This is a genomic window from Rhodospirillales bacterium, assembly GCA_016699855.1.
GTDB lineage: Bacteria > Pseudomonadota > Alphaproteobacteria > Reyranellales > Reyranellaceae.
Map to the genome: position 1 here is coordinate 1,752,388 of CP064988.1, position 18,705 is coordinate 1,771,092.

Annotated in this window: 11 protein-coding genes and 1 pseudogene; 5 read left to right on the forward strand and 7 right to left on the reverse strand. The window is 71.0% G+C overall.

Translation table 11 applies throughout. The features are described 5' to 3' along the window. Window positions 1-53: 53 nt before the first annotated feature. The 5 genes and pseudogenes from IPK81_08210 to tssK form a co-directional block, all read right to left on the reverse strand. Window positions 54-902: a serine/threonine-protein phosphatase gene (locus IPK81_08210; GenBank protein ID QQS14148.1), complete on the reverse strand. Its 849-nt coding sequence runs from the start codon at window positions 900-902 to the stop codon at window positions 54-56. Window positions 903-1,996: 1,094 nt separating this feature from the next. Continuing rightward, window positions 1,997-2,326 (reverse strand): annotated as a pseudogene (gene tagF, locus IPK81_08215) (type VI secretion system-associated protein TagF). Next, the gene (tssM, locus tag IPK81_08220) at window positions 2,323-5,931 is read right to left on the reverse strand and encodes a type VI secretion system membrane subunit TssM (GenBank protein QQS14149.1); all 3,609 of its coding nucleotides are present in this window, start codon (window positions 5,929-5,931) and stop codon (window positions 2,323-2,325) included. Before tssM ends, tagF begins: the two are co-directional and overlap by 4 nt. A gap of 28 nt (window positions 5,932-5,959) precedes the next feature. After that, a complete protein-coding gene (locus tag IPK81_08225) occupies window positions 5,960-7,633 on the reverse strand; it encodes a DotU family type IV/VI secretion system protein (GenBank protein QQS14150.1) in 1,674 nt (557 codons plus the stop codon). Between the two features lie 27 nt (window positions 7,634-7,660). Continuing rightward, a complete protein-coding gene (gene tssK, locus IPK81_08230) occupies window positions 7,661-9,007 on the reverse strand; it encodes a type VI secretion system baseplate subunit TssK (GenBank protein QQS14151.1) in 1,347 nt (448 codons plus the stop codon). An 852-nt stretch (window positions 9,008-9,859) separates the two neighbouring features. On the opposite strand from tssK, the gene IPK81_08235 reads away from it, so the two are divergent. From IPK81_08235 to IPK81_08255, 5 genes are all read left to right on the forward strand, one after another. Continuing rightward, window positions 9,860-10,681 (forward strand): ATP-binding cassette domain-containing protein, encoded by an 822-nt coding sequence (locus IPK81_08235; GenBank protein QQS15009.1) that lies wholly within the window; start codon window positions 9,860-9,862, stop codon window positions 10,679-10,681. Between the two features lie 6 nt (window positions 10,682-10,687). Then, window positions 10,688-11,725 (forward strand): hypothetical protein, encoded by a 1,038-nt coding sequence (locus IPK81_08240; GenBank protein ID QQS14152.1) that lies wholly within the window; start codon window positions 10,688-10,690, stop codon window positions 11,723-11,725. A 360-nt stretch (window positions 11,726-12,085) separates the two neighbouring features. Further along, window positions 12,086-13,507 carry a transposase gene (locus IPK81_08245; protein QQS14153.1) on the forward strand — a complete coding sequence of 474 codons (1,422 nt, stop codon included), beginning with the start codon at window positions 12,086-12,088 and terminating at the stop codon, window positions 13,505-13,507. 133 nt (window positions 13,508-13,640) lie between these two features. Then, window positions 13,641-14,801, forward strand: coding sequence for a Fic family protein (locus IPK81_08250; GenBank protein QQS14154.1), 1,161 nt, complete (start codon window positions 13,641-13,643; stop codon window positions 14,799-14,801). Window positions 14,802-14,997: 196 nt separating this feature from the next. Continuing rightward, a complete protein-coding gene (locus IPK81_08255) occupies window positions 14,998-16,386 on the forward strand; it encodes an O-antigen ligase family protein (GenBank protein ID QQS14155.1) in 1,389 nt (462 codons plus the stop codon). Between the two features lie 508 nt (window positions 16,387-16,894). Here the strand turns inward: IPK81_08255 and IPK81_08260 are convergent. Together IPK81_08260 and IPK81_08265 are read right to left on the reverse strand one after the other, a co-directional pair. After that, a complete protein-coding gene (locus IPK81_08260; GenBank protein QQS14156.1) occupies window positions 16,895-17,671 on the reverse strand; it encodes a hypothetical protein in 777 nt (258 codons plus the stop codon). 231 nt (window positions 17,672-17,902) lie between these two features. Then, window positions 17,903-18,667 (reverse strand): serine/threonine protein phosphatase, encoded by a 765-nt coding sequence (locus tag IPK81_08265; protein ID QQS14157.1) that lies wholly within the window; start codon window positions 18,665-18,667, stop codon window positions 17,903-17,905. Window positions 18,668-18,705 lie beyond the last annotated feature (38 nt).

Consider the following 18,705-nt stretch of genomic DNA (forward strand, 5'->3'; position numbering starts at 1 on the left):
TGCCGGCGCGCGCTGGCGGTGTCAAGCGGCGCGCCGGCCGCGCGCCGTCGCCGTCAACTGGGCTCGTCGTCGGCCGGCGGGCGCCACGGAATGCTGGGTCCGCCGTCGCCCGCGTCGCACGCGACGGTCACGACGGTGACGTTGTCGTGGCCGCCGGCCGACAGCGCCGCGGCCACGAGCGAGCCGGGCAGCGCCGCGAAGTCGCCATCGGTCATCAGCGTCGCGATCTCCGCGTCGCTCAGCATCTTGCTCAGCCCGTCGGTGCACAGCACGAAGCGGTCGCCCGGCCGCAGGCGGCCGGCGACGCGGTCGAACTGGATCTGCAGGCCGACGCCGAGCGCGCGGGTGATCACGTTGGAACGCGGGTAGCGCTCGGCCTCCTCCGGCGTCAGCGCGCCGGCGTCGATCAACTCCTGGACCTCGGAGTGGTCGTGCGTGATCTGCGTCAGCGCGTTGTCGCGAAGCAGGTAGCAGCGGCTGTCGCCGGCCCACACGCATGTGTAGTGCCAGCCGCGCGCCAACAGCACCACGACGGTGCTGGCGATCATGCCGCCGCCGCGCTCCTCGGCGCGCTTCACCATGCGCCGGTTCGCCTCCTCGAGCCGCGACACCGCCAGCGCCAGCAGCTCCGGCGCGCCGCCGCCGGGCGGGATATCCTTGAGCACCTCGACGATCTGCGCGCTCGCCCAGTCCCCGGCATGCGCGCCGCCGACGCCGTCCGCGACCATCCAGAGCCCGGCCTCCGGGCGTTCCAGGAAATTGTCCTCGTTCTGTTTGCGGACCATGCCCGGATGCGTCTTGCCGACGCCGCGCAGCACCGGCGGCAGGGCGTCGTCGCCGCCCGGCCCGCCGTCGGCCGGCTGGACGCCGCTGAAATGCGTCCGGGTCGCTTCGTCGCTCATGCCGCGTTGTCCTCGCGATCTTCATGGTCGAACAGCCCGCCGGTCGGCACGGGCGGCACGTCATGGCCGGAATCACCGAACAGATCGTCGGCGACCGCCGGCGCGGAGGTTGACGACGCCGGCGGCCGGCGCGTCACTCCATCGGTCTCGGCCTCGAACTCCGCCGGCGGATCGGCGGTGATCCGGATGGTCGGCGACGTCGACGCGGAGTCCGGGTCGAGCAACGCGTCGTCGGGCAGCGTCGCGCCGAGGGACCGCGGCGCCTCGGCCGGCATCAGCGCGTCCATCGGAAGCAACGCGTCGGCCGGCAGGCGCGCCTCGACGGCCGGCGGGGCTTCGTCCGCGGATGGTGCGTCGAGCGCGAACAGCGCGCCCGGCGGCGATGATCCCGGCGCCGGTGGCGCGTCGAGCGCGAACAGCGCGCCTGGTGGCGGTGTCCCGGGCGCGGGCGGCGGGTCGAGCGCGAACAACGCGGGCGGCGCCGGCGGCGATCCGGGCGCTGATGGCGCGTCGGCCTCGAGCAGCCGGTCGAACATGCCGCCGGGCGTCTCGGCCGGCAGCGCGGCCAGGGTGTTGTCTGGCGTCAGCAGCGCCTCGTGGATGCCGAGCGGCGACGACGCCATGACGACCGCGCCGGCACCCGCGGCGGCCGCGGCGGCGGCCGGCGCAGCCCACGCGGGCGCGCCCGGATCGGCCGGTCCGGCCGGCGCGGCGAACAGCGTGGCGCCGGGGCGCGGTGCCGACTGGTCGGCGATCAACCCGATGAACGCGTCCGCCGGCGGCAGGCCCGGCAGAATCCAAGCCGAAGGTGGCACGTGGCCGCCGCCGCGCGACGCGAACACGCAGCGCGGCGCCGCCATCACGAGGCCGGCGACCGCCATCGCCAGGCCTCCGCCGGCCGGATCGCCCGGCGTCGCGCGCGCGCGCCAGCCGCCGGCCCAGACGTCGGCCGGGGCCGACGGCGGCGGCGGCAGCGCGGTCACCGCGTCGCCGAAGCGGTCGAAATCGACGCTCTCGTCGAGCGCCGCCAGCGCCACGCCCTCGACGGCGGCCATCCAGTCGGTCGCCACCAGCGACGCCACCGGCGCGCCGTGCGGCACCGCGCTCGCGAGCGTCAGCGGATAGTAGCGGCCGGCGCGGTCGACGCTGGGCATGAGCACGCCGGCCCACGCGTCCGGGCCGCACACGCCGGCGACGAACGCGAACCGCCAGATCGGCGCGCACAACCAGACGTCCAGCCAGCCCGCGCCCAGCGCCGCGCGGCTCGCCGCCATGCCGCGCTGCACCCAGGCGTCCCAGTCCTCGACGAAGGCGTTCGGCAGGTCGCGCCGCACGAAGTCGCCGCGCCCCGGCAGCTTGCCGAAGAAGCCCGTCCGCCCCGGCGGCGGCGCGGTCGCGAGCGGCGTGGCGGCGGCCGGACTCATAGCGGCAGGCACTGGAACGTCGTGTAGTGCGGCCGCGCCGACAGCGGATTCTTGGCGTTGCGGAACTCGAGGTCGAGCGCGACGCCGTTCGACAACGTCATCCGCCAGCGGTTGCCGCCGCCGGCCGCGCCCGATCCCAGGAACACGCGCAGGAACGCCCACTGGCCCTCGAAATTCTGGTTGCCGGCGTCGCCCGCGACCTGCGCGCCGCTGCCGGCGCCCGCCGGCCACTGCATGTTGCGCGGCCCGGCGCCCGGCTCGAGCTGCATGACGTCGCCGCCGATCTCGAGCGAGGCGCCCTTGCGGGTGCCGTCCGTCGGCCGCAGCGTGAAGGTCACGCCGAGCGCGGCGCCGCCGGGGCCGAAGAACGAGTCGCGGATCTCCTGTGCCCGGTACAGCATCGGCGGCACCGCGTTCGAGAGCTGGAGCGGCGTGGCGTCGGCCCGCCACTTCCACGGCACCGTGCTGGTGTCGAGGTACGGCAGCAGCGAGCGCTGCACGAAGCCGTCGATGCGCTGGCCCTTGGCGAACATCTCGGCGAAATCGTCGAGCGTGGTGTCGCGCGCCGGCCCGGCGCCGAGGTTCAGCGGATAGCGCTGCGCGATGCGCTGCTGGCAGAAGACGACGACGTCGCGCTGCCACGCCTCCTGGAGCTGGCGGCGGGTGCTCTCGAGGCCGACGTCGCGGCTGTCGGAGGCCAGCGCGTTGGCGAGGCTCTGCACCGGCCCCGGGAAGCGGCCGGACTGCGTGCGCAGCTCCTGCGCGAGCTGCGCCATGGTGACGCCGCTGGCGCCGGGAAGCGCGGCCGTCGGTCCGGTCATCTCGCTGGCCTTGCGCGCCAGCGACTCGAGCACGCGCAGGAAGTCGAACATCTGCGACGAGGTCGCGCCCGAGGGGCCGACGAAGCGGTGCAGCCACGAGAACTCGCGGTCGACGCTCTCGCCCGCCTTGGTGCCGTCGCCCAGCAGGCGCGTCAGCTCGACGGCGATCGCGCCGATGCCGGACACGATGCGGTCGACGCGCTGGCCGGCGGTGCCGCCGGCGGCGACCGTGGACTGGTCGAGCTTCGGCGCGGTGCCGAGCTGCGTCTCGGACACCACCGCCTCCCAGAAATTGCGCAGCGGCGAATCGGCGCCCGACAGGGTGAACAGCGACTTGGCCGCCTGCTCCGGGTCGGTGAGCCGCGGCAGCGCCACGTCCTCGAGGATGCCCTTCCACAGGATGATGTAGCGGCCCATGTAGCTCTTGGTCGTGTCCTCGGTCGCCTGCGTCAGCGCCGGGCCGCCGGTCAGCGTGGTCGCGGTGCCGATCACCCAGGAATCGGTGCTGGCCCGCACCACCGCCTCGCCGACGTTCTTGAGGAAGAACTCGTAGTAGCCCTTCTTGGTGTAGAGGTAGGGCACCGCGTAGGGCACCGTGTCGGCCGACAACTGGGTCTTGCTGCGGCGGACCAGGACGCGCTCGGCCTCGGTGCGCTGCGCGCCGACATGGTCGAGCAGGCGCCAGACCGGGCGGTTCTTCAGCGCCTCGTGGCCCTCCAGCCGCTTGAGCGCGCGGGCGCCGACCGTGAGGTCGGAGATGCGCGCGCGGGCGCGGCCCGTGAGGTCGGGGTCGAGCTTGAGGTTGTCCCAGGTCGGATCGGCCGCCAGCGCCTCGATGTGCGCCTTGAGCTCGGTGCGGTCGGACAGCGAGACCTGCGACGCGACGAAATCGTCGTCGAACCACTTGGCGAGGAACTTGGCGTTGTCGGGCGTGATCCTGCCCGGCTCGCCCAGCAGACGGTAGGCCTTGAGCGCCTCGAAGATGTACTCCTTGGTCCCCGCCTCGATGTTCGCGTCGTTCGACGGCCGCACGTTGACGCGCGCCGCCAGGCGCCCCTGCGCCTGCATCGCCAGCCTGGGCAGCAGCAGCGTGCGCAATCCGCGCTTGTAGAGCTCGCCGGTCTGCAGCGCGAAGCGCTCGGTCTGCCCGAGGCCGAAGCCGACCGCCTCGGTCTTGCCGGCCGCGCGCGCGTCGAAGCCCGTGGGCAGGCGCCGCAGGTCGTTGAGCAACGACAGCTCGGCGCGCGGATCGTGGTTGACGTTGCGGAAGAGGTCCTTCTCGTTGGCCTCGTTGTAGCCGCGGCGCTCGGCCTCGTCGATGCGCTTGGTCAGCGCGGCGACGCCGGTCTCGACGCTCTCTACCAGCGCCCTGTTCTCGAGGAAGCTCCAGGTCCAGATGCCGGCGGCGGCGAGGAAGAACAGGCCCGACGCCGCGTAGGCGGCGGCGCGGATCATCTTGCGGCGCCGCTCGACCACCGGGTTGAAGCCGACCAGACCGGCCTCGTTGAACACCACGTCGTCGAAGAAGCGCCGCAGGAAGAAGCCGCGGCCCTGGCCGACCTGCGGCGGCAGCGCCTGCTGCTGGATGCCGAACTTGGACGAGATCGCGCCCATCAGCCGGTCGATCGGGCTGCCCTGCTGCGTCGCCGACGTGAAGTACACGCCGCGCAGCGTCAGCTTCGAGGCGTAGCGCGTGTCGTTGAACGCCTCGGCCAGCACCTCGTCGACGACGCGGCCGAGCGAGGCGAACTGGGTCGGAAAGCCGTAGATCAGCGTGCGGCGCTGCAGGTCGCGCTCGTTCTGGAGCCGGTCGAGCAGCCGCGAGCGCTGGCGCTCGACGAGGCGGTCGAACAGCGCCGAGAACCGCCCCTGCACCGATTCGCCGGCGGCCGGCGGCGGCAGCGGCATCGTCAGGCCGAGCACCTGCTCGCGCGTCTCGCGGTCGAGGTCGTCGAAGAACTCGACGAAGCCCGCGATCATGTCGAGCTTGGTCAGCACGAGGTAGATCGGCAGCGTCACGCCGAAGGCGTCCTGCAGCTCCTGCAGGCGCGTGCGCACCGAGCGGGCGTGGGAGACGCGCTCCTCGTGCGTGATGCCGAGCAGGTCGGGCACGCCGAACACCACCAGCACGCCGTTGAGCGGCTGGCGCTCGCGCGTCTTGCGCAGCAGCGAGAGGAAGTTGCCCCACGCCGCCTGGTCGACCTTGGAGTCGCTGTCCTGCGTCGTGTAGCGGCCGGCGGTGTCGAGGATCACCGCCTTCTCGGTGAACCACCAGTCGCAGTTGCGCGTGCCGCCGACGCCCTTCAGCGCCTGCGCGCCGTGCTTCTCGGCCAGCGGGAAGCGCAGGCCGGAGTTCAGCAGCGCCGTGGTCTTGCCGGCGCCGGGGGGGCCGATGATGGTGTACCAGGGCAGGCCGTAGAGGCTCTGCCCGTCCTTGCCGAGCGATTTGCGCAGGTCGGTCAGCGCCGCCTTGAGGCGCTCCTCGAGCTGCTGGCGCTCGGCGCTGATCGCCTCGCCGGCGACGTCCTTCTCTCCGCCCGCGACGATGCCGGCGACCAGATCCTTGTCGGCCTTGCGCGTGCGACGCCAGTGCAGGAACAGCAGCAGCGCGAACAGCGCGACGATGACCGCGATGACGATCGAGCGCGCGATCCAGCCGTCGAGCGGCGCGCCGCCGCCGATCGAGACCAGCGGTCCGCCGAACCACACGATCAACGACAGGATCAGCGCCCCGAGCGGATGGAGGCACCACGGACTGAGAAGGGCCCGGCCGACGCTTTTCATGCGGGTGATCCTCGGTCGATCCGGCGCGCTACTGCGCTTCCGCCGGGTCTGGACGGAACAACAGGACCTCGATGCGCCGGTTGCGCGACTTGCCTTCCTCGGTCTTGTTGTCGGCGGCGGGCTCGGTGTCGGCCTTGCCCAGCACCTTGAAGCGCTCGCGCTCGCTGGCGCCGGCGGCCTTGACCATGATCGCGGTCGCGTTCTCGGCGCGCGACTGCGACAGCACCTGGTTGCTGGGGAAGCGCAGCGTGCGGATCGGGTCGCTGTCGGTGTGGCCGACCACCAGCACCTGGCCCTGGCCCTGCTTGGTCTTGAGCTCCTGGCCGATGCGCACCAGGAGCTGCTCGAGCTCGGCGCTGGGCGTCGATTCGCCGGACGGGAACATGGCACTGAAGTTGATGGTGATGCGCATGGCGCGGCCCTTGGTGTCGACCGTCACCTTGCCGGCCTTGATCTCGGGCTCGAGGAAGATCGCGAAGTGCTCCGGCGGCGGCTTCGCCTCCTCGACCACGGGCGGCGGCGGCACGTCGGGCCCCTTCGGCACCGGCAGTCGGACGCCGACCTGGGTCAGCAGCGCCTTGAACCGGCCCTCCGCGGATTCCGACTTGGACGACAGCGCGATCAGGAACGCGCCGAACAGGAGGAACGCCAGCAGCGCCGCCAGCGTCGCGACCAGCCACGCCGGGATGCGACGCTCGTTCGCCTTCGCCGGCGCGTCGACGCCGCGCCAGTCCGGCGACAGCTCGCGCTCGAGCGGACCGGCCAGCGTGCGCAGCGTCTGCCACACCTTCTCGCGCACCATGTCGTGCTCGGCCGGGCCGCGCTGGCGGAGGCGGTAGCGGCCGAGGAACCCCAGAGACATGCAGTCGTACATGAGCTGCAAGGCGGGCCTGTTGGCCGTGGGAGCCTGCATCATGCGCTCCAGGTACGCGTAGAAGCGCTCACCCCCCTCGACGTCGCCGTGGAAGGCGCTGACCATGGTGCGCTTGTTCCAGCCGCTATGGGCGCCCCACGGCGTGTTCATCACCACGTCGTCGATGGTGGCGGCCAGCGCGTAGTGCGAGGCGCGCAGGATCTCGGGCTGCACGCCCGCCTCGCGCCCGGCCTTCGCGAAGCCGTGCAGGTCCTGGTAGACGCTCTCGCGCACCACGTTGACGTCGACCTGCCCGGTCATGGCGCGCAGGCGGGCCGCCAGACCCAGCAGCGGCACGGCGGCGGCGGCCACCGGCGAGCCGGTGCCGCGCGCCATGTCGGCGTTGTCGATCGGCGCGCCGATGGGCCGGCCGGCCACGGCCGCCGCCAGACGGCCCGGGCCGGGCTGTTGCTGCTGTGGATAACCACCCTGCTGCGGCGGATAGGCGCCCTGCTGCGGCGGATAGCCGGCGGGCGTCGTCTGGGCCATGGGGTCCTGCGGCGGGTAGCCCTGCTGCGGCGGATAGCCCGGCGGCTGCTCGCCCGGCGCCTGCGGCGGATAGGGCTGCTGCTGCGGCGGATAGCCGGCCGCCTGCTGCGGCGGATACGGGGCCTGCTGCGGCGGATAGCCGGCCGCCTGCTGCGGCGGATAGCCGGGCTGCGGCTGCTGGAGTCCGGGCGGCGGCGAGGTCGGCCGGTTGAAGCCGCCGGGCCGCACCATGGTGCGGTCGCCTCCGCCACCACCACCGCCGCCGCGGTCGCCGAACGGATCGTCGGGATTACCGGCCATGCTCGCCTCCCCGGATCGATTGTCGCGTCACGATTGCTGCCGGATGGCCCAGAGTTCCATCGCCAGCTTGGGCCATTCGCCGCCGACATGGATGGCGATGCCACCCGATGTCGCGAGGCCCCGGAAGAACTCGCTCGAACGGTCGAGCTCGAAATAGACGGTGCTCGCGTTGAACGGCAGCTGCGGCGGCGCCACCGGCAGCGGCGCCAGCTTGATGCCCGGCAGCGCCACGTTGACGAGCTGCACGATCTGCTCGACCGGACCGATCTTGACGCTGGCCGGGAAGGTCCGGCGCAGCGCGTCGGGCGTGATCTCGGCCCGCACCGCCAGCACGAACGGCGCCGTGCGCAGCAGGGTCTTGTCCTGGATGACGCCGACATGCACGCCGTAGCGGCGCTCCTGCAGCGGGATCTGCACGGCGCCCTGCTCCAGCACCGCCGACAGCGCCTGGCGCAGCGCCGCGATCACCGGCTCGAAGGTCTTCTGCAGATCGTCGTGGCGGTAGCTCGGGAACTCGACCGGCCGGCGGCGCTGCGAGGTGAAGGTCGCCAGCTCGCCCGCCATCGACACCAGCAGCCCGTACCAGTCCTGCGGATGCGGCGTCGGGGTCTGCGCGATGTGCGCCGCCAGCGGCGCGTATTTGTTGGCCACCTGCAGCAGCAGCAGGTTGGTCATCTCGGCCGCCCCGCGCATGCTGGGCTGCGCCAGACGCGCGGCGATCGCCTCGGCCCGGTTGTGCAGCAGCCCGTGCAGCTCGACGGCGAACGAGGTCAAAGGCGGCGACGCCTCGATCGACATCGCCGGCGGGATGTACTGGTCGTCGACGACCACCTGCTTGCTGTCGCCGCGCATCTCGATGATGCGCGCGATCGGTAGCGTGCTGAAACCGCCGAGATCGCCGAAACCCTCGATCGCGAAGCGCAGCCGGGGCTTGCCGACCGAGACCGGCGCCACGATGTCGCTGCCGACCACCGAGTCGGCGGCGTCGTACTCGCTGGCGGCGAAGCGGGCGGCGACCTCGTCGCGCTCGCCGACCACCGTGTCGGGCAGGCCCTGGCGCGCCAGCGGCAGCACCAGGCAGACGCGCTGGTTGCGCGTGGTCTCCGGCACGTCGATCGGCGGCGGCGCCGGCACGTCCTCGGGAATCGCGAACGGCGTGCCGTCGTCGAGCACGCCGGAGGCCGAGGAGATGCCGAACTTGCCGATGTTCAGCGCCGCCTTGTCGATCTGGAACGCGGTCACGCCCCATCCGAACGAGCGCACCGGCTCGACCCGCTGGTGCAGGATGCGGTCGATATGGCGCGCCTGCTGCTGGAAGTGCTGCGGGCGGAGGAACATGCCCTCCGACCACACGACGCGGCTATTGGTCCCCATGACCCGGCCCACTCCCCTGTGCCCGTCGCCGGTCGCCCGGCGCCCGCGACAGCGCGCGACCCCGCGCGCGATCGACGGTGTTCCTCGCTATCATAGTGCGCGAACGCAGGGGGTGTGAAAAGGGGGAAACGTGAGCGCGCGCTAACGAAACGGTATCGTTCGGCGGCGGTTGACACGGTCGGCGGCGCGGCGACGCGACGGCGGTGGGCGCGGTGGCGGCGACTCCGGACGCGCGGGGCGTGCCCGCTTGCAGGCGGGTGACTCCGTCTTGAAAGAGGGTGTGATGCGCGTCCGCGGCGCCAGTGGTCGTGAGACGGGTATCGTGTCTTGTCCGGGCGGGTACACCGTCTTGCGGAGACGCGGTGCGCGTCCGCGGAAGACGGTGGCCGCGTCTTGTGAGGCTGGCGGAGTCGGGTCGAAGAAAAACGCGATTCCGGCGCGCGGCGACGTTCGACACGATTCCCTTCTCCCCCGTCCGCGGGGGAGAAGGTGGCGCGTAGCGCCGGATGAGGGGCGCGGCGCCGCGGCCACGCACGATCATCGCCATCACCTTGGGGTCAGGCCTGCAAAACGGCAAATTTTCCCGAACCGCGCGCGCCGAAAAATGCCGTTTTGCAGGCCTGACCCCCAAGCGCCTCGCTGCGCTCGGGCTGACGGACGAGCCACACCCGCGCCTTGCGACCGCGTCGCCGGCCCGATAGCGTTCCCGCAGCCACCGCCGCTCCGGAGGCCGCCCTGTCCCGGTCGTCCGCTTCCGCCCTCCCGGCAACGTCTTCCGCCCATCACCGCGCCGCCCGCGCCCACGCGGTGATCGACGGCGAGCTGACGGTGGGCCAGTTCATCGCCTTCACGATGTTCGCCAACCACGTGATCCAGCCGATCCTGCGGCTGAGCCAGATGTGGCAGGACTTCCAGCAGGTCCGCATCTCGGTCAACCGGCTGGGCGACATCCTCAACACCCCCACGGAGCCGACCTACAAGGCCGGCCGGGTCGTGCTACCGCCCATCCGCGGCGACATCGAGTTCGACGCCGTCACCTTCCGCTACCGCTCCGACGGCCCGGAGGTGCTGCGACGGCTGTCCCTGAAGATCCCCGCCGGACAGGTGATCGGCATCACCGGCGCCTCGGGCTCGGGCAAGAGCACGCTGGCCAAGCTCGTTCAGCGGCTCTACGTGCCGGAATCGGGCCGGGTGCTGGTGGACGGCGTCGACCTGGCGCTGATCGATCCGGCGTGGCTGAGGCGGCAGGTCGGCGTGGTGCCGCAGGAGTCGGTGCTGTTCAACCGCTCGGTCCGGGACAACATCGCGCTGGCCGACCGCACGGTGTCGATGGACCGGATCGTCAAGGCCGCGACCATGGCGGGCGCGCACGAGTTCATCCTCCAGATGCCGGAGGGCTACGACACGCAGATCGAGGAGCGGGGGATGAACCTGTCCGGCGGCCAGCGGCAGCGAATCGCCATCGCGCGGGCGCTGCTGATGGACCCGCGCATCCTGATCTTCGACGAGGCGACGAGCGCGCTGGACGCGGAGACCGAGGCCATCGTGCAGGACAACATGGCGGAGATCGTGAAGGGGCGAACTGTGATTGTCATCGCCCATAGGCAGAGCGCACTCCGACTGTGCACTCAACGATACGAACTTTCGAAACGTGCCACCAGCAGTGGAGGCTAACCCGCGATGAAGACCGACCGACCTTCCTCCAAAGTTGACATCGGCCAGATGAAAGGTTGTTGGATTCCGTTTCCGCGACGTTCCCTTGCAATCAAGCCCGCAATCTTCACTGTTTTCAGCTGCTCACTACATCTAGCGCTTTCAATGGCGCTCGGCGTTGGAGCTGTCGGTCAAGAATTGCCGATGCAAAGCCCGCAAGCTCATATTTTAACCGGCATCGCCCCTGAAAAATGGGAAACCCAGTTTCGTATGGAATTGCCACTATGGGAAAGCGCGCGCAACACCGTACCCTCCACGGCTGTGTTCCTTGCGCACGTATTCAAATTTCACAAGGAACGGCACCCGGACAAACCATCTTCTTTGTGCCTAAATCACCAAAAGATTCTAGCGTCACAATTTGAGCGAATCGAGGAATTCGACGGAGAACCTGTGAGAGACATCTTCTCGCCGCAGGTAACCGCAGCCCAACAATCCTGCCTTCCCAATTTCTTTGGAACGATGAGGAATTCGCCCCCGGAGCTTCTCGATGGAGAATCAAAGGAAGCCATCACGACCACCACGTGGGGAAACGTACTTTACCGCCTAAGCTCCGCCGGAGATTCGCGCCGAAGAGCGAACCAATATATTGCTTACCTTGGCGACCGCATCTGTGCATTCGATGTTGCTACAGAGAGCTTTGGAGATTGTGACGAAAGCTACGCGGTTGGATGGATAATGGATAGGGACAGCTGCAAGATAGACGAATTTTATTTGCCTTCTCTATCTAGGTCTACGAATCGTGCGCCGGTCATACCAAATCGCATAGACCATGATCGCCATTTATCCCATAGGACCATCTTTCGGTTGGGTGGCCAGCTCTATGCCGTGGGCATTACGGGACGGGCTGCCGATGAAAATGCAGAACGCGCGGCGGAGAAGCTTATCGACGGTTCGGCGAAGGCCGGCCTGTTCGAAAACATCCACGTCACACTATTGATCATAGGTGAGGCGTCCACAGGCCTAAATACTACCGGAATCGTTCAAACCTGTCAGTTCCTCTATTAACTACATGCGCGATTGTTCATCGCCAAAGAAACCCAAGGGATGCCGTCATGTCTCAGTTTGACATACGAACTCTTGCCGAGATCGCGAGACAGCGCTTTGGTAGATTTGAAGGAAACCCCGCTGTCCTGCATGTCGACTACTTGGGCCAAGCCACCATTGCGGGCGGAATTGCTCTTACCTATTTGAGAAGTCGCAGTGTGACGGGGTCAGGCCTGCAAAACGGCAAATTTTTCCGGCCGCCGCGCGAATGAAAAATGCCGTTTTGCAGGCCTGACCCCAAATCGGGGTGCCGCACGTAATTCGTGTGTTGAAAGATAGTCATTCCCGCGCACACTGGCCGCCATCGGACGGGAGGGCGGCATGGCGCGGCGGCGGCGCATCCACATCGACGGCGCGTTCTACCACGTGATGCTGCGCGGCAACGGCGGGCAGGCGGTGTTCGCCGACGATTCCGACCGCCGCGCGCTGGAGCGGCTGCTGGCCGAGGGCGTCGAGCGCCACGGCCACCGCCTGCACGCCTATTGCTGGATGACCAACCACCTGCATCTCTGCGTGCAGGTCGGCGCCACGCCGCTGGCGCCCATCGTCCAGAACCTCGCCTTCCGACACGCGCGGCGCCTCAACCGCCGCGGCGCGCGCATCGGCCATCTGTTCCAGGGCCGCTACCGCGCCCTGCTGGTGGCCGACGAAAGCTATCTGCTGGCGCTGGTGCGCTACATCCACCGCAACCCGGTGGCCGCCGGGCTGGTGGCCGACGCCGCCGACTGGCGGTGGTCGAGCCACGCCGCCTATCTCGGCCGCCGCCCCGCGCCGCCCTGGCTGACCACCGCGCCGATCCTCGCGCGGCTGGCCGCCGACCCGACGCTGGCGCGCCGCCGCATGGCCGCGTGGGTCGCCGACGGGTCCGATGATCCCGCCGCCGGCGCGGAGTTCGCGCACGACGCCGACGACGCGACGTCCGCGCGCGATATCGACGGCGACACGTGGACGCTCTACGCCGAGGCCTTCGAGGCCGGCGACCGCGTCCTCGGCCCCGAGCCGCCACCGCGTCGTACCCGCGACCTCGACACCGCGCCATGGTTCGTCGGCGCCGCCGAGCCGGTCCCCTTCCGCCCGCCCCCGCGCGGCGCCCGTCGCCAGCGCCTTGGCCTGGCGCCGCCACCGCCATCGCCCGCCGCCCTTCTCGCCGCCGCCCGCGCTCTCCTCGCACCCCCGTGCGCCCCGCCGCCGTGGGGTCAGGCCTGCAAAACGGCAGATTCCGAATCGGCACCGGCCGATCTGTTCGACGCGCTTGGCGACGGGCGGGATGACGCGGCCGGCGCCGGTGAGTCGACCACCGGCGACGACGCGGCACCTATTCTGACGACATCGACCATCGAGGAACCGCCCGTCATCACCGAGCGCGGCCACGCCGCCGCCCGCCTGCGCGGCGCCGCCACCGCGCTGGCGCTCGATCTACGCGTCGCCTCGCTGGCGGAGATGGCACGTGAGCTCGACCGCGACGCCTCGGCGCTGGGCCGCGCCGTCGCGCGCTTCCGCGCCGCGCTGGCCGCCGATCCCGCGCTCGCCGCCCGCTACGCCGCCGCAAGCGCCGCGCTCATCGCCACCGCGTTGGGGTCAGGCCTGCAAAACGGCAGATTTTCCGAACCGGCGGCGCCGAAAAATGCCGTTTCGTTGGGGTCAGGCCTGCAAAACGGCAGATCTTCCGAACCGGCGGCGCCGAAAATTGCCGCTTTGCAGGCCTGCCCCCGCAGGCACCCGGACGGTCGAAGCGGACTTTGAACCGGACTTGCAATCGGTCGTTCCGCGGGTTTCAAGGCTTCTAGCGCCATGATAGTATTACATTATGAGCTCAGACATACCGGACACCGAAGCGGACATCGTAGCGGCGGATCGCGGAGAGCATATCTCCCTCATGGAGCCGATGCTCATCACCGACGGCTCGCGCCATCGGACGAGCCTGAACGACCTCGCGCTGGAGCTGGCCCAAAGGGCCGCCGGTTTCCGCCGCAGCCTTCCCGAGAGCCTTCTGACGTCCCTCGCCGATCTCGTCCGGGCGATGAACTGCTACTACAGCAACCTGATCGAAGGACACGATACGCACCCCGTCGATATCGAACGGGCTCTCAAGAACGACTACAGCGCCGAGCCGCGCAAGCGCGATCTCCAGCTTGAAGCCAAGGCGCACATCACCGTGCAGCGATGGATCGACGGCGGCGGGCTCGCCGGCCGCGCCGTCACGGCGGACGGCCTGTGCGAGATCCACCGCCGGTTCTGCGGATCGCTGCCCGACGAACTGCTCCGGGTCGACCATCCCGCGACCGGCGAACGCATCCGCGTCGTGCCGGGAGCGTTGCGGAAACGGGATGTGGAAGTCGGCGCGCACGTGGCGGTCAGCCCCGGCGCGGTCGGGCGTTTCCTTGAACGCTTCGGCCGGGCGTACGGCGCCGTCGGCAGGACGGACTCCATCATCGCGACGGCGGCGGCGCATCACCGGCTCGTGTGGATCCACCCGTTCATCGACGGCAACGGCCGCGTCGCCCGCCTGATGTCGCACGCCATGCTGCTCGAGACGCTGGATACCGGCGCCGTGTGGTCGGTCGCCCGCGGGCTGGCGCGCAGCGTGCGGACCTACAAGGCGCGTCTCGCCAACTGCGACCTGCCCCGCCGCAACGATCTGGACGGGCGGGGGTCGCTCAGCGAGGAGGCGCTCGTCGATTTCACGCGCTACTTCCTCGAGACGTGCATCGACCAGGTGACGTTCATGGAGGGGCTCATGCGGCCGGATCAACTGCGGACGCGCATCCTCCTGTGGGCCGAGGAGCAAACGCGGCTCAACGCGCTCCCTCCGAGATCGGGCGCGATTCTGGAGGCCGTCCTGTATCGCGGCGCGCTGCCTCGCGCGGATGTCGCCGGCATCGTCGGGACCGGCGAGCGCCAGGCCCGCAGAGTGGTGGCCGCCCTGACGGCGCGCGATGTGCTCGTGGCGGAGACGTCGCGCGCCCCGCTGCGCCTCGCCTTCCCGGCGGCGCTGGCCGGACGCTGGATGCCCGGCCTCTTCCCCGAAAAGGCATGACGACCGACGAGCGCAGCGATGGATGAGAAGCAGCAGCGGTGACGGGGTCAGGCCTCTGACGGGGTCAGGCCTGCAAAACGGCAAATTTCCCGAACCGGCCGCGCCGAAAAATGCCGTTTTGCAGGCCTGACCCCAAGGCCCCCCAAGGCCCCGCTGCTATAGTCGACGCCCGATCAACCAAGGAGAACCAACCCCGGTGCACAGGCTCGAGACGGTCTCGCGGTACGGGTTCTGGGCGGTGCTGGCGCTGGCGCCGCTGCCGCTGGGGTCCAATCGCGACTGGGCGTGGAGCCCGCTGGCGGTCGTGGTCGGCCTGCTGCTGGTCGCGCGCGCCGCGGCGGCGTGGCGCGGCGACGACGGCGCGCCGGCGCTCGATCCGCGCCGTCTGTGGCTGCCGATCGCGTGCCTGCTGGTGGTGTCGGCGTGGGCGCTGGCGCAGACCGTCGCGTGGACGCCGTCGGGCTGGCATAGCGGGCTCTACGGCGCCGCCGGCGAGGCGCTGGGCGCGGCGCCGGCCGGGCGCGTGTCGATCGATCCCGAGCTGACGCAGGCGGCGCTGATGCGTCTGCTGACCTACGCCGGCATGTTCTGGCTGGCGCTGGGCGTGTGCCGCGATCCGGCCGACGCGCGCCGCACCTTGCGGGTCGCGGTCGCGGCGGCGGCGGGCTACGCGCTCTACGGGCTGCTCAACGAGTTCGCCACCGGCTCGCGCTTCGCGCTGTGGTACGAGCGCCCGTTCGCGCATGTCCGGCGGCTGTCGGCGGTGTTCATCAACGCCGACAACTACGCGACCTACGCCGGGCTGGGATTCACCGCGGCGCTGGCCGGCTTCCTGCCGCGGCTGCTGGGCCGGCTCGACGAGGCGTCGTCGCGGCGGCTGGCGGTGCGCGCGGCGCTCGACCACGCCATCGGCGCGGGCGCGCCGTGGCTGTTCGCGGCCACCCTCACTTTCGGCACGCTGCTGATGACCGGCTCGCGCGCCGGCCTCGCCGCCACCGTGGTCGCGGCCTTCGTCGTGGTCGCGGGCGCGCTCGCGATCCGCCGCCAGAGCCGGACCACGGCCGTCGCGGTGTCTGTCGCGGTGCTGGCGACGGTGGCGCTGTGCCTGGCGCTGGTCGGCGACCGGCTGTTCGCGGCGCTCGACGCGGCGTATCTCGAGACGGCGTTCGAGGCGCGCGCGCGGCTCTACCGCGAGGCGTCGGCGGCGCTGGCGGCGGCGCCGTGGACCGGCTGGGGTTTCGGGACCTACATCCACGTGTTCCCGCTGTTCCAGGGCGTGGACCAGCCGATCCCGTTCGAGAAGGCGCACAGCGTCCATCTCGAGAACGCCATCGATCTCGGCGTGCCGATGGCGGTCGTCCTGACCTTGATGGTGGCGGCGCCGGTCCTGCGCTGCGTCCACGGCGCCTGGACGCGGCGGCGCGACCAGCACTTCGCGCTGCTGGCGGTGGCCGCCGGCGTGCTGACGGGCCTGCACGCCGTGGTCGATTTCGGCCTGCAGATCCCCGGCATCGCCGTGGTGTTCGCCGCCCTGCTCGGCATGGGGGTGGCGCAGAGCTGGAGCAGCCGGCTGACGGAGGCGTAGGGCGCGTCCGCGCCGCCGCTACGCGCCGGAGAGCGGGAAGACGCGCGCGACGTTCTCCGTCATTCCGAGCGCAGCGAGGAATCCTTCAGCGGTCGAAAGATTCCTCGCTACGCTCGGAATGACGGTGAGGGAGCGGACGCCATCTCAAACGCCCTCCCGGTCGCGCGTGGAGTCAACGTCGCGCTCGATGCCCTCTCCGCCGCGCAGCGGGGGAGAGGGAGAAGACGCGCGACAGCACCGCTATGCCCTCTCCCCGCTGCGCGGCGGAGAAGAAGACGGCGCGCGATACTCACCGTCATCCCGAGCGCAGCGAGGGATCTTGAGGCGGCGGAAAGATTCCTCGCTGCGCTCGGCATGACGGTGAGAGGGAATGCGATTCCACCTGTCATCCAGAGCGCCGCGAGGGATCCAGGCGCCGCCACTGGATCCCTCGCGGCGCTCGGGATGACAGGAGGGACGGGTCCCACCCGGAGCGCGCCCGCCTAACGACCGCGCCTAACGCCCCCGCCTATCGCGGCGCCGCGGCCTTGTCCTTCTCGTTGGCGAGACGCACGAACGCCGCCGTCGCCTCGGGGTCGTCGGCCAGCGACCACAGCGCGAGCACGCGGCCGTCGTTGCGGTCGATGGCGGGCAGCACCTCCTCGCCCGGCCACGGCGTGCCGCGCCACACCGTCCTGATCTGGCGGCGCGCGACGGCGAGCTCGTCGGGCCGGAAATGGCGCCAGTTGCGCAGGATCATCTCCAGCCGCGGCAGCCACATGCGGCGCGCGTTGGGCGCGACGTCGAGCGACATCGCCAGCGCCGCCGCCACCGCGCGGCCGGGTCCGTCGCGCGCCTCGCGCACGGCGGCCAGCCGGAACCAGCCGTAGCCGTTGCCAGGCGACAGCGGCAGCGCCGCCAGCAGCAGCGCCTCGGCCTCGTCGAGATCGGCGCGACGCGCGGCCGTGTCCGCGCCGCGCGACTCGGCGCGGGCCATCAGTAGCAGCGCCAGATCGCCGCGCCGGCGGCCGGACTCGTTCCACGCCAGCGCGCCGCGCAGCGCCGCCTCGCCGGCGGCCAGCTCGGCGGCGGACGGCGTCCTGCGCGCGGCCAGCGCCGAGAGCGCCGGCTCGGCGCCCATCGCGCGCCACGCCGCGACGGTGCGCGGCAGGCCCAGCGCGACGATGGCGGCGCCGAGGATCAACCCGACGACGGCCATCCGGCGGCGCGCGCGCGACGACGGACGCTTCGGCTTGGGCGGCGGCGCGGCCTCGGCCGTCGTTTCGTCGGCGGCGTCACCGCTCATGGCAGGGCCATCGCAATTGGCGTCGCGACGCCCCCTCACCTGGCCTCTCCCCCGATGGGGGAGAGGAACATGAAGGCGGCGGCGCTCCGGTCGCCGTTCCCAAGCCTCTTTCTCCTCTCCCCCACCGGGGCAGAGGCAGGGTGAGGGGGCGCCGGCCTCGGCCACGTACCGCACCCGCCCAAGGCGGCCCGTGTCGACGCGTCCGGCGCGCGTGGCGCGTGGGCACGGCGGTCACGTCGCGATGAAGCGCCGGTCGGCGCCGGACAGGACGACGCAGGTCAGATGGCCGCTGACATAGGCGCCGGTGTCGATGCCGATGCGGTTGAAGCGCACCTCCGGCTCGTCGGTGACGGTGTGGCCGTGCACCACGACGCGCCCGCCATGGGGATCGCGCGAGTGCAGGAACTCGTCGCGGATCCACAGCAGGTCGTCGGGGTCCTGCTTGTCGAGCGGCACGCCCGGCCGGATGCCGGCGTGCGCGAACAGGTAGTCGCCCTCGCTGTGGGTCAGCTTGCAGGCGCGCATGAAGGCGACGTGCTCGGGCGGCACGGCGGCGACCAGCCGCGCGCGGATGGCGTCGACGTCCTCGGGATCGACCGGCGGCCGCGGCACGCCGACGCCGTAGGAATAGAGCGTCTCCAACCCGCCGAAGCGGAACCAGTCGAACGCCACCACGCCGCCATCGAGGAAGCCGAGGAACGCCTCCTCGTGGTTGCCGAGCAGGAACACCGGCTCGAAGCCGTCGGGCACGCCGGCGACCAGCCGCTCCAGCACCTGGCGCGATTCCATGCCGCGGTCGACGTAGTCGCCGACGAACACCAGCACGCGGGCGGCGTCGCCGGCCGTCTCCTCGGCGTCCTCGACGATGCGCGCCAGCAGCCGCTCCAGCAGGTCGGCGCGGCCGTGGATGTCGCCGATGGCGTAGACGACGCGGCCGTCGGGCGCGCGCGCCGTGGACGGCGTCGGCTGTGGAGAGGCGCGGAACCAACCGAACATGCGCTGATGTCCCGGATCGCCGTCGCGCGGCCGGCGCG

Excerpts from the sequence above, each read along its gene's own strand:
- IPK81_08250 (QQS14154.1), top strand. The coding sequence starts at position 13,641 with ATGGAGCCGATGCTCATCACCGACGGCTCGCGCCATCGGACGAGCCTG.
- tssK (QQS14151.1), bottom strand. The coding sequence starts at position 9,007 with ATGGGGACCAATAGCCGCGTCGTGTGGTCGGAGGGCATGTTCCTCCGC.
- tssM (QQS14149.1), bottom strand. The coding sequence starts at position 5,931 with ATGAAAAGCGTCGGCCGGGCCCTTCTCAGTCCGTGGTGCCTCCATCCG.
- IPK81_08225 (QQS14150.1), bottom strand. The coding sequence starts at position 7,633 with ATGGCCGGTAATCCCGACGATCCGTTCGGCGACCGCGGCGGCGGTGGT.
- IPK81_08245 (QQS14153.1), top strand. The coding sequence starts at position 12,086 with ATGGCGCGGCGGCGGCGCATCCACATCGACGGCGCGTTCTACCACGTG.
- IPK81_08235 (QQS15009.1), top strand. The coding sequence starts at position 9,860 with ATGTTCGCCAACCACGTGATCCAGCCGATCCTGCGGCTGAGCCAGATG.
- IPK81_08210 (QQS14148.1), bottom strand. The coding sequence starts at position 902 with ATGAGCGACGAAGCGACCCGGACGCATTTCAGCGGCGTCCAGCCGGCC.
- IPK81_08265 (QQS14157.1), bottom strand. The coding sequence starts at position 18,667 with ATGTTCGGTTGGTTCCGCGCCTCTCCACAGCCGACGCCGTCCACGGCG.
- IPK81_08240 (QQS14152.1), top strand. The coding sequence starts at position 10,688 with ATGAAGACCGACCGACCTTCCTCCAAAGTTGACATCGGCCAGATGAAA.
- IPK81_08260 (QQS14156.1), bottom strand. The coding sequence starts at position 17,671 with ATGAGCGGTGACGCCGCCGACGAAACGACGGCCGAGGCCGCGCCGCCG.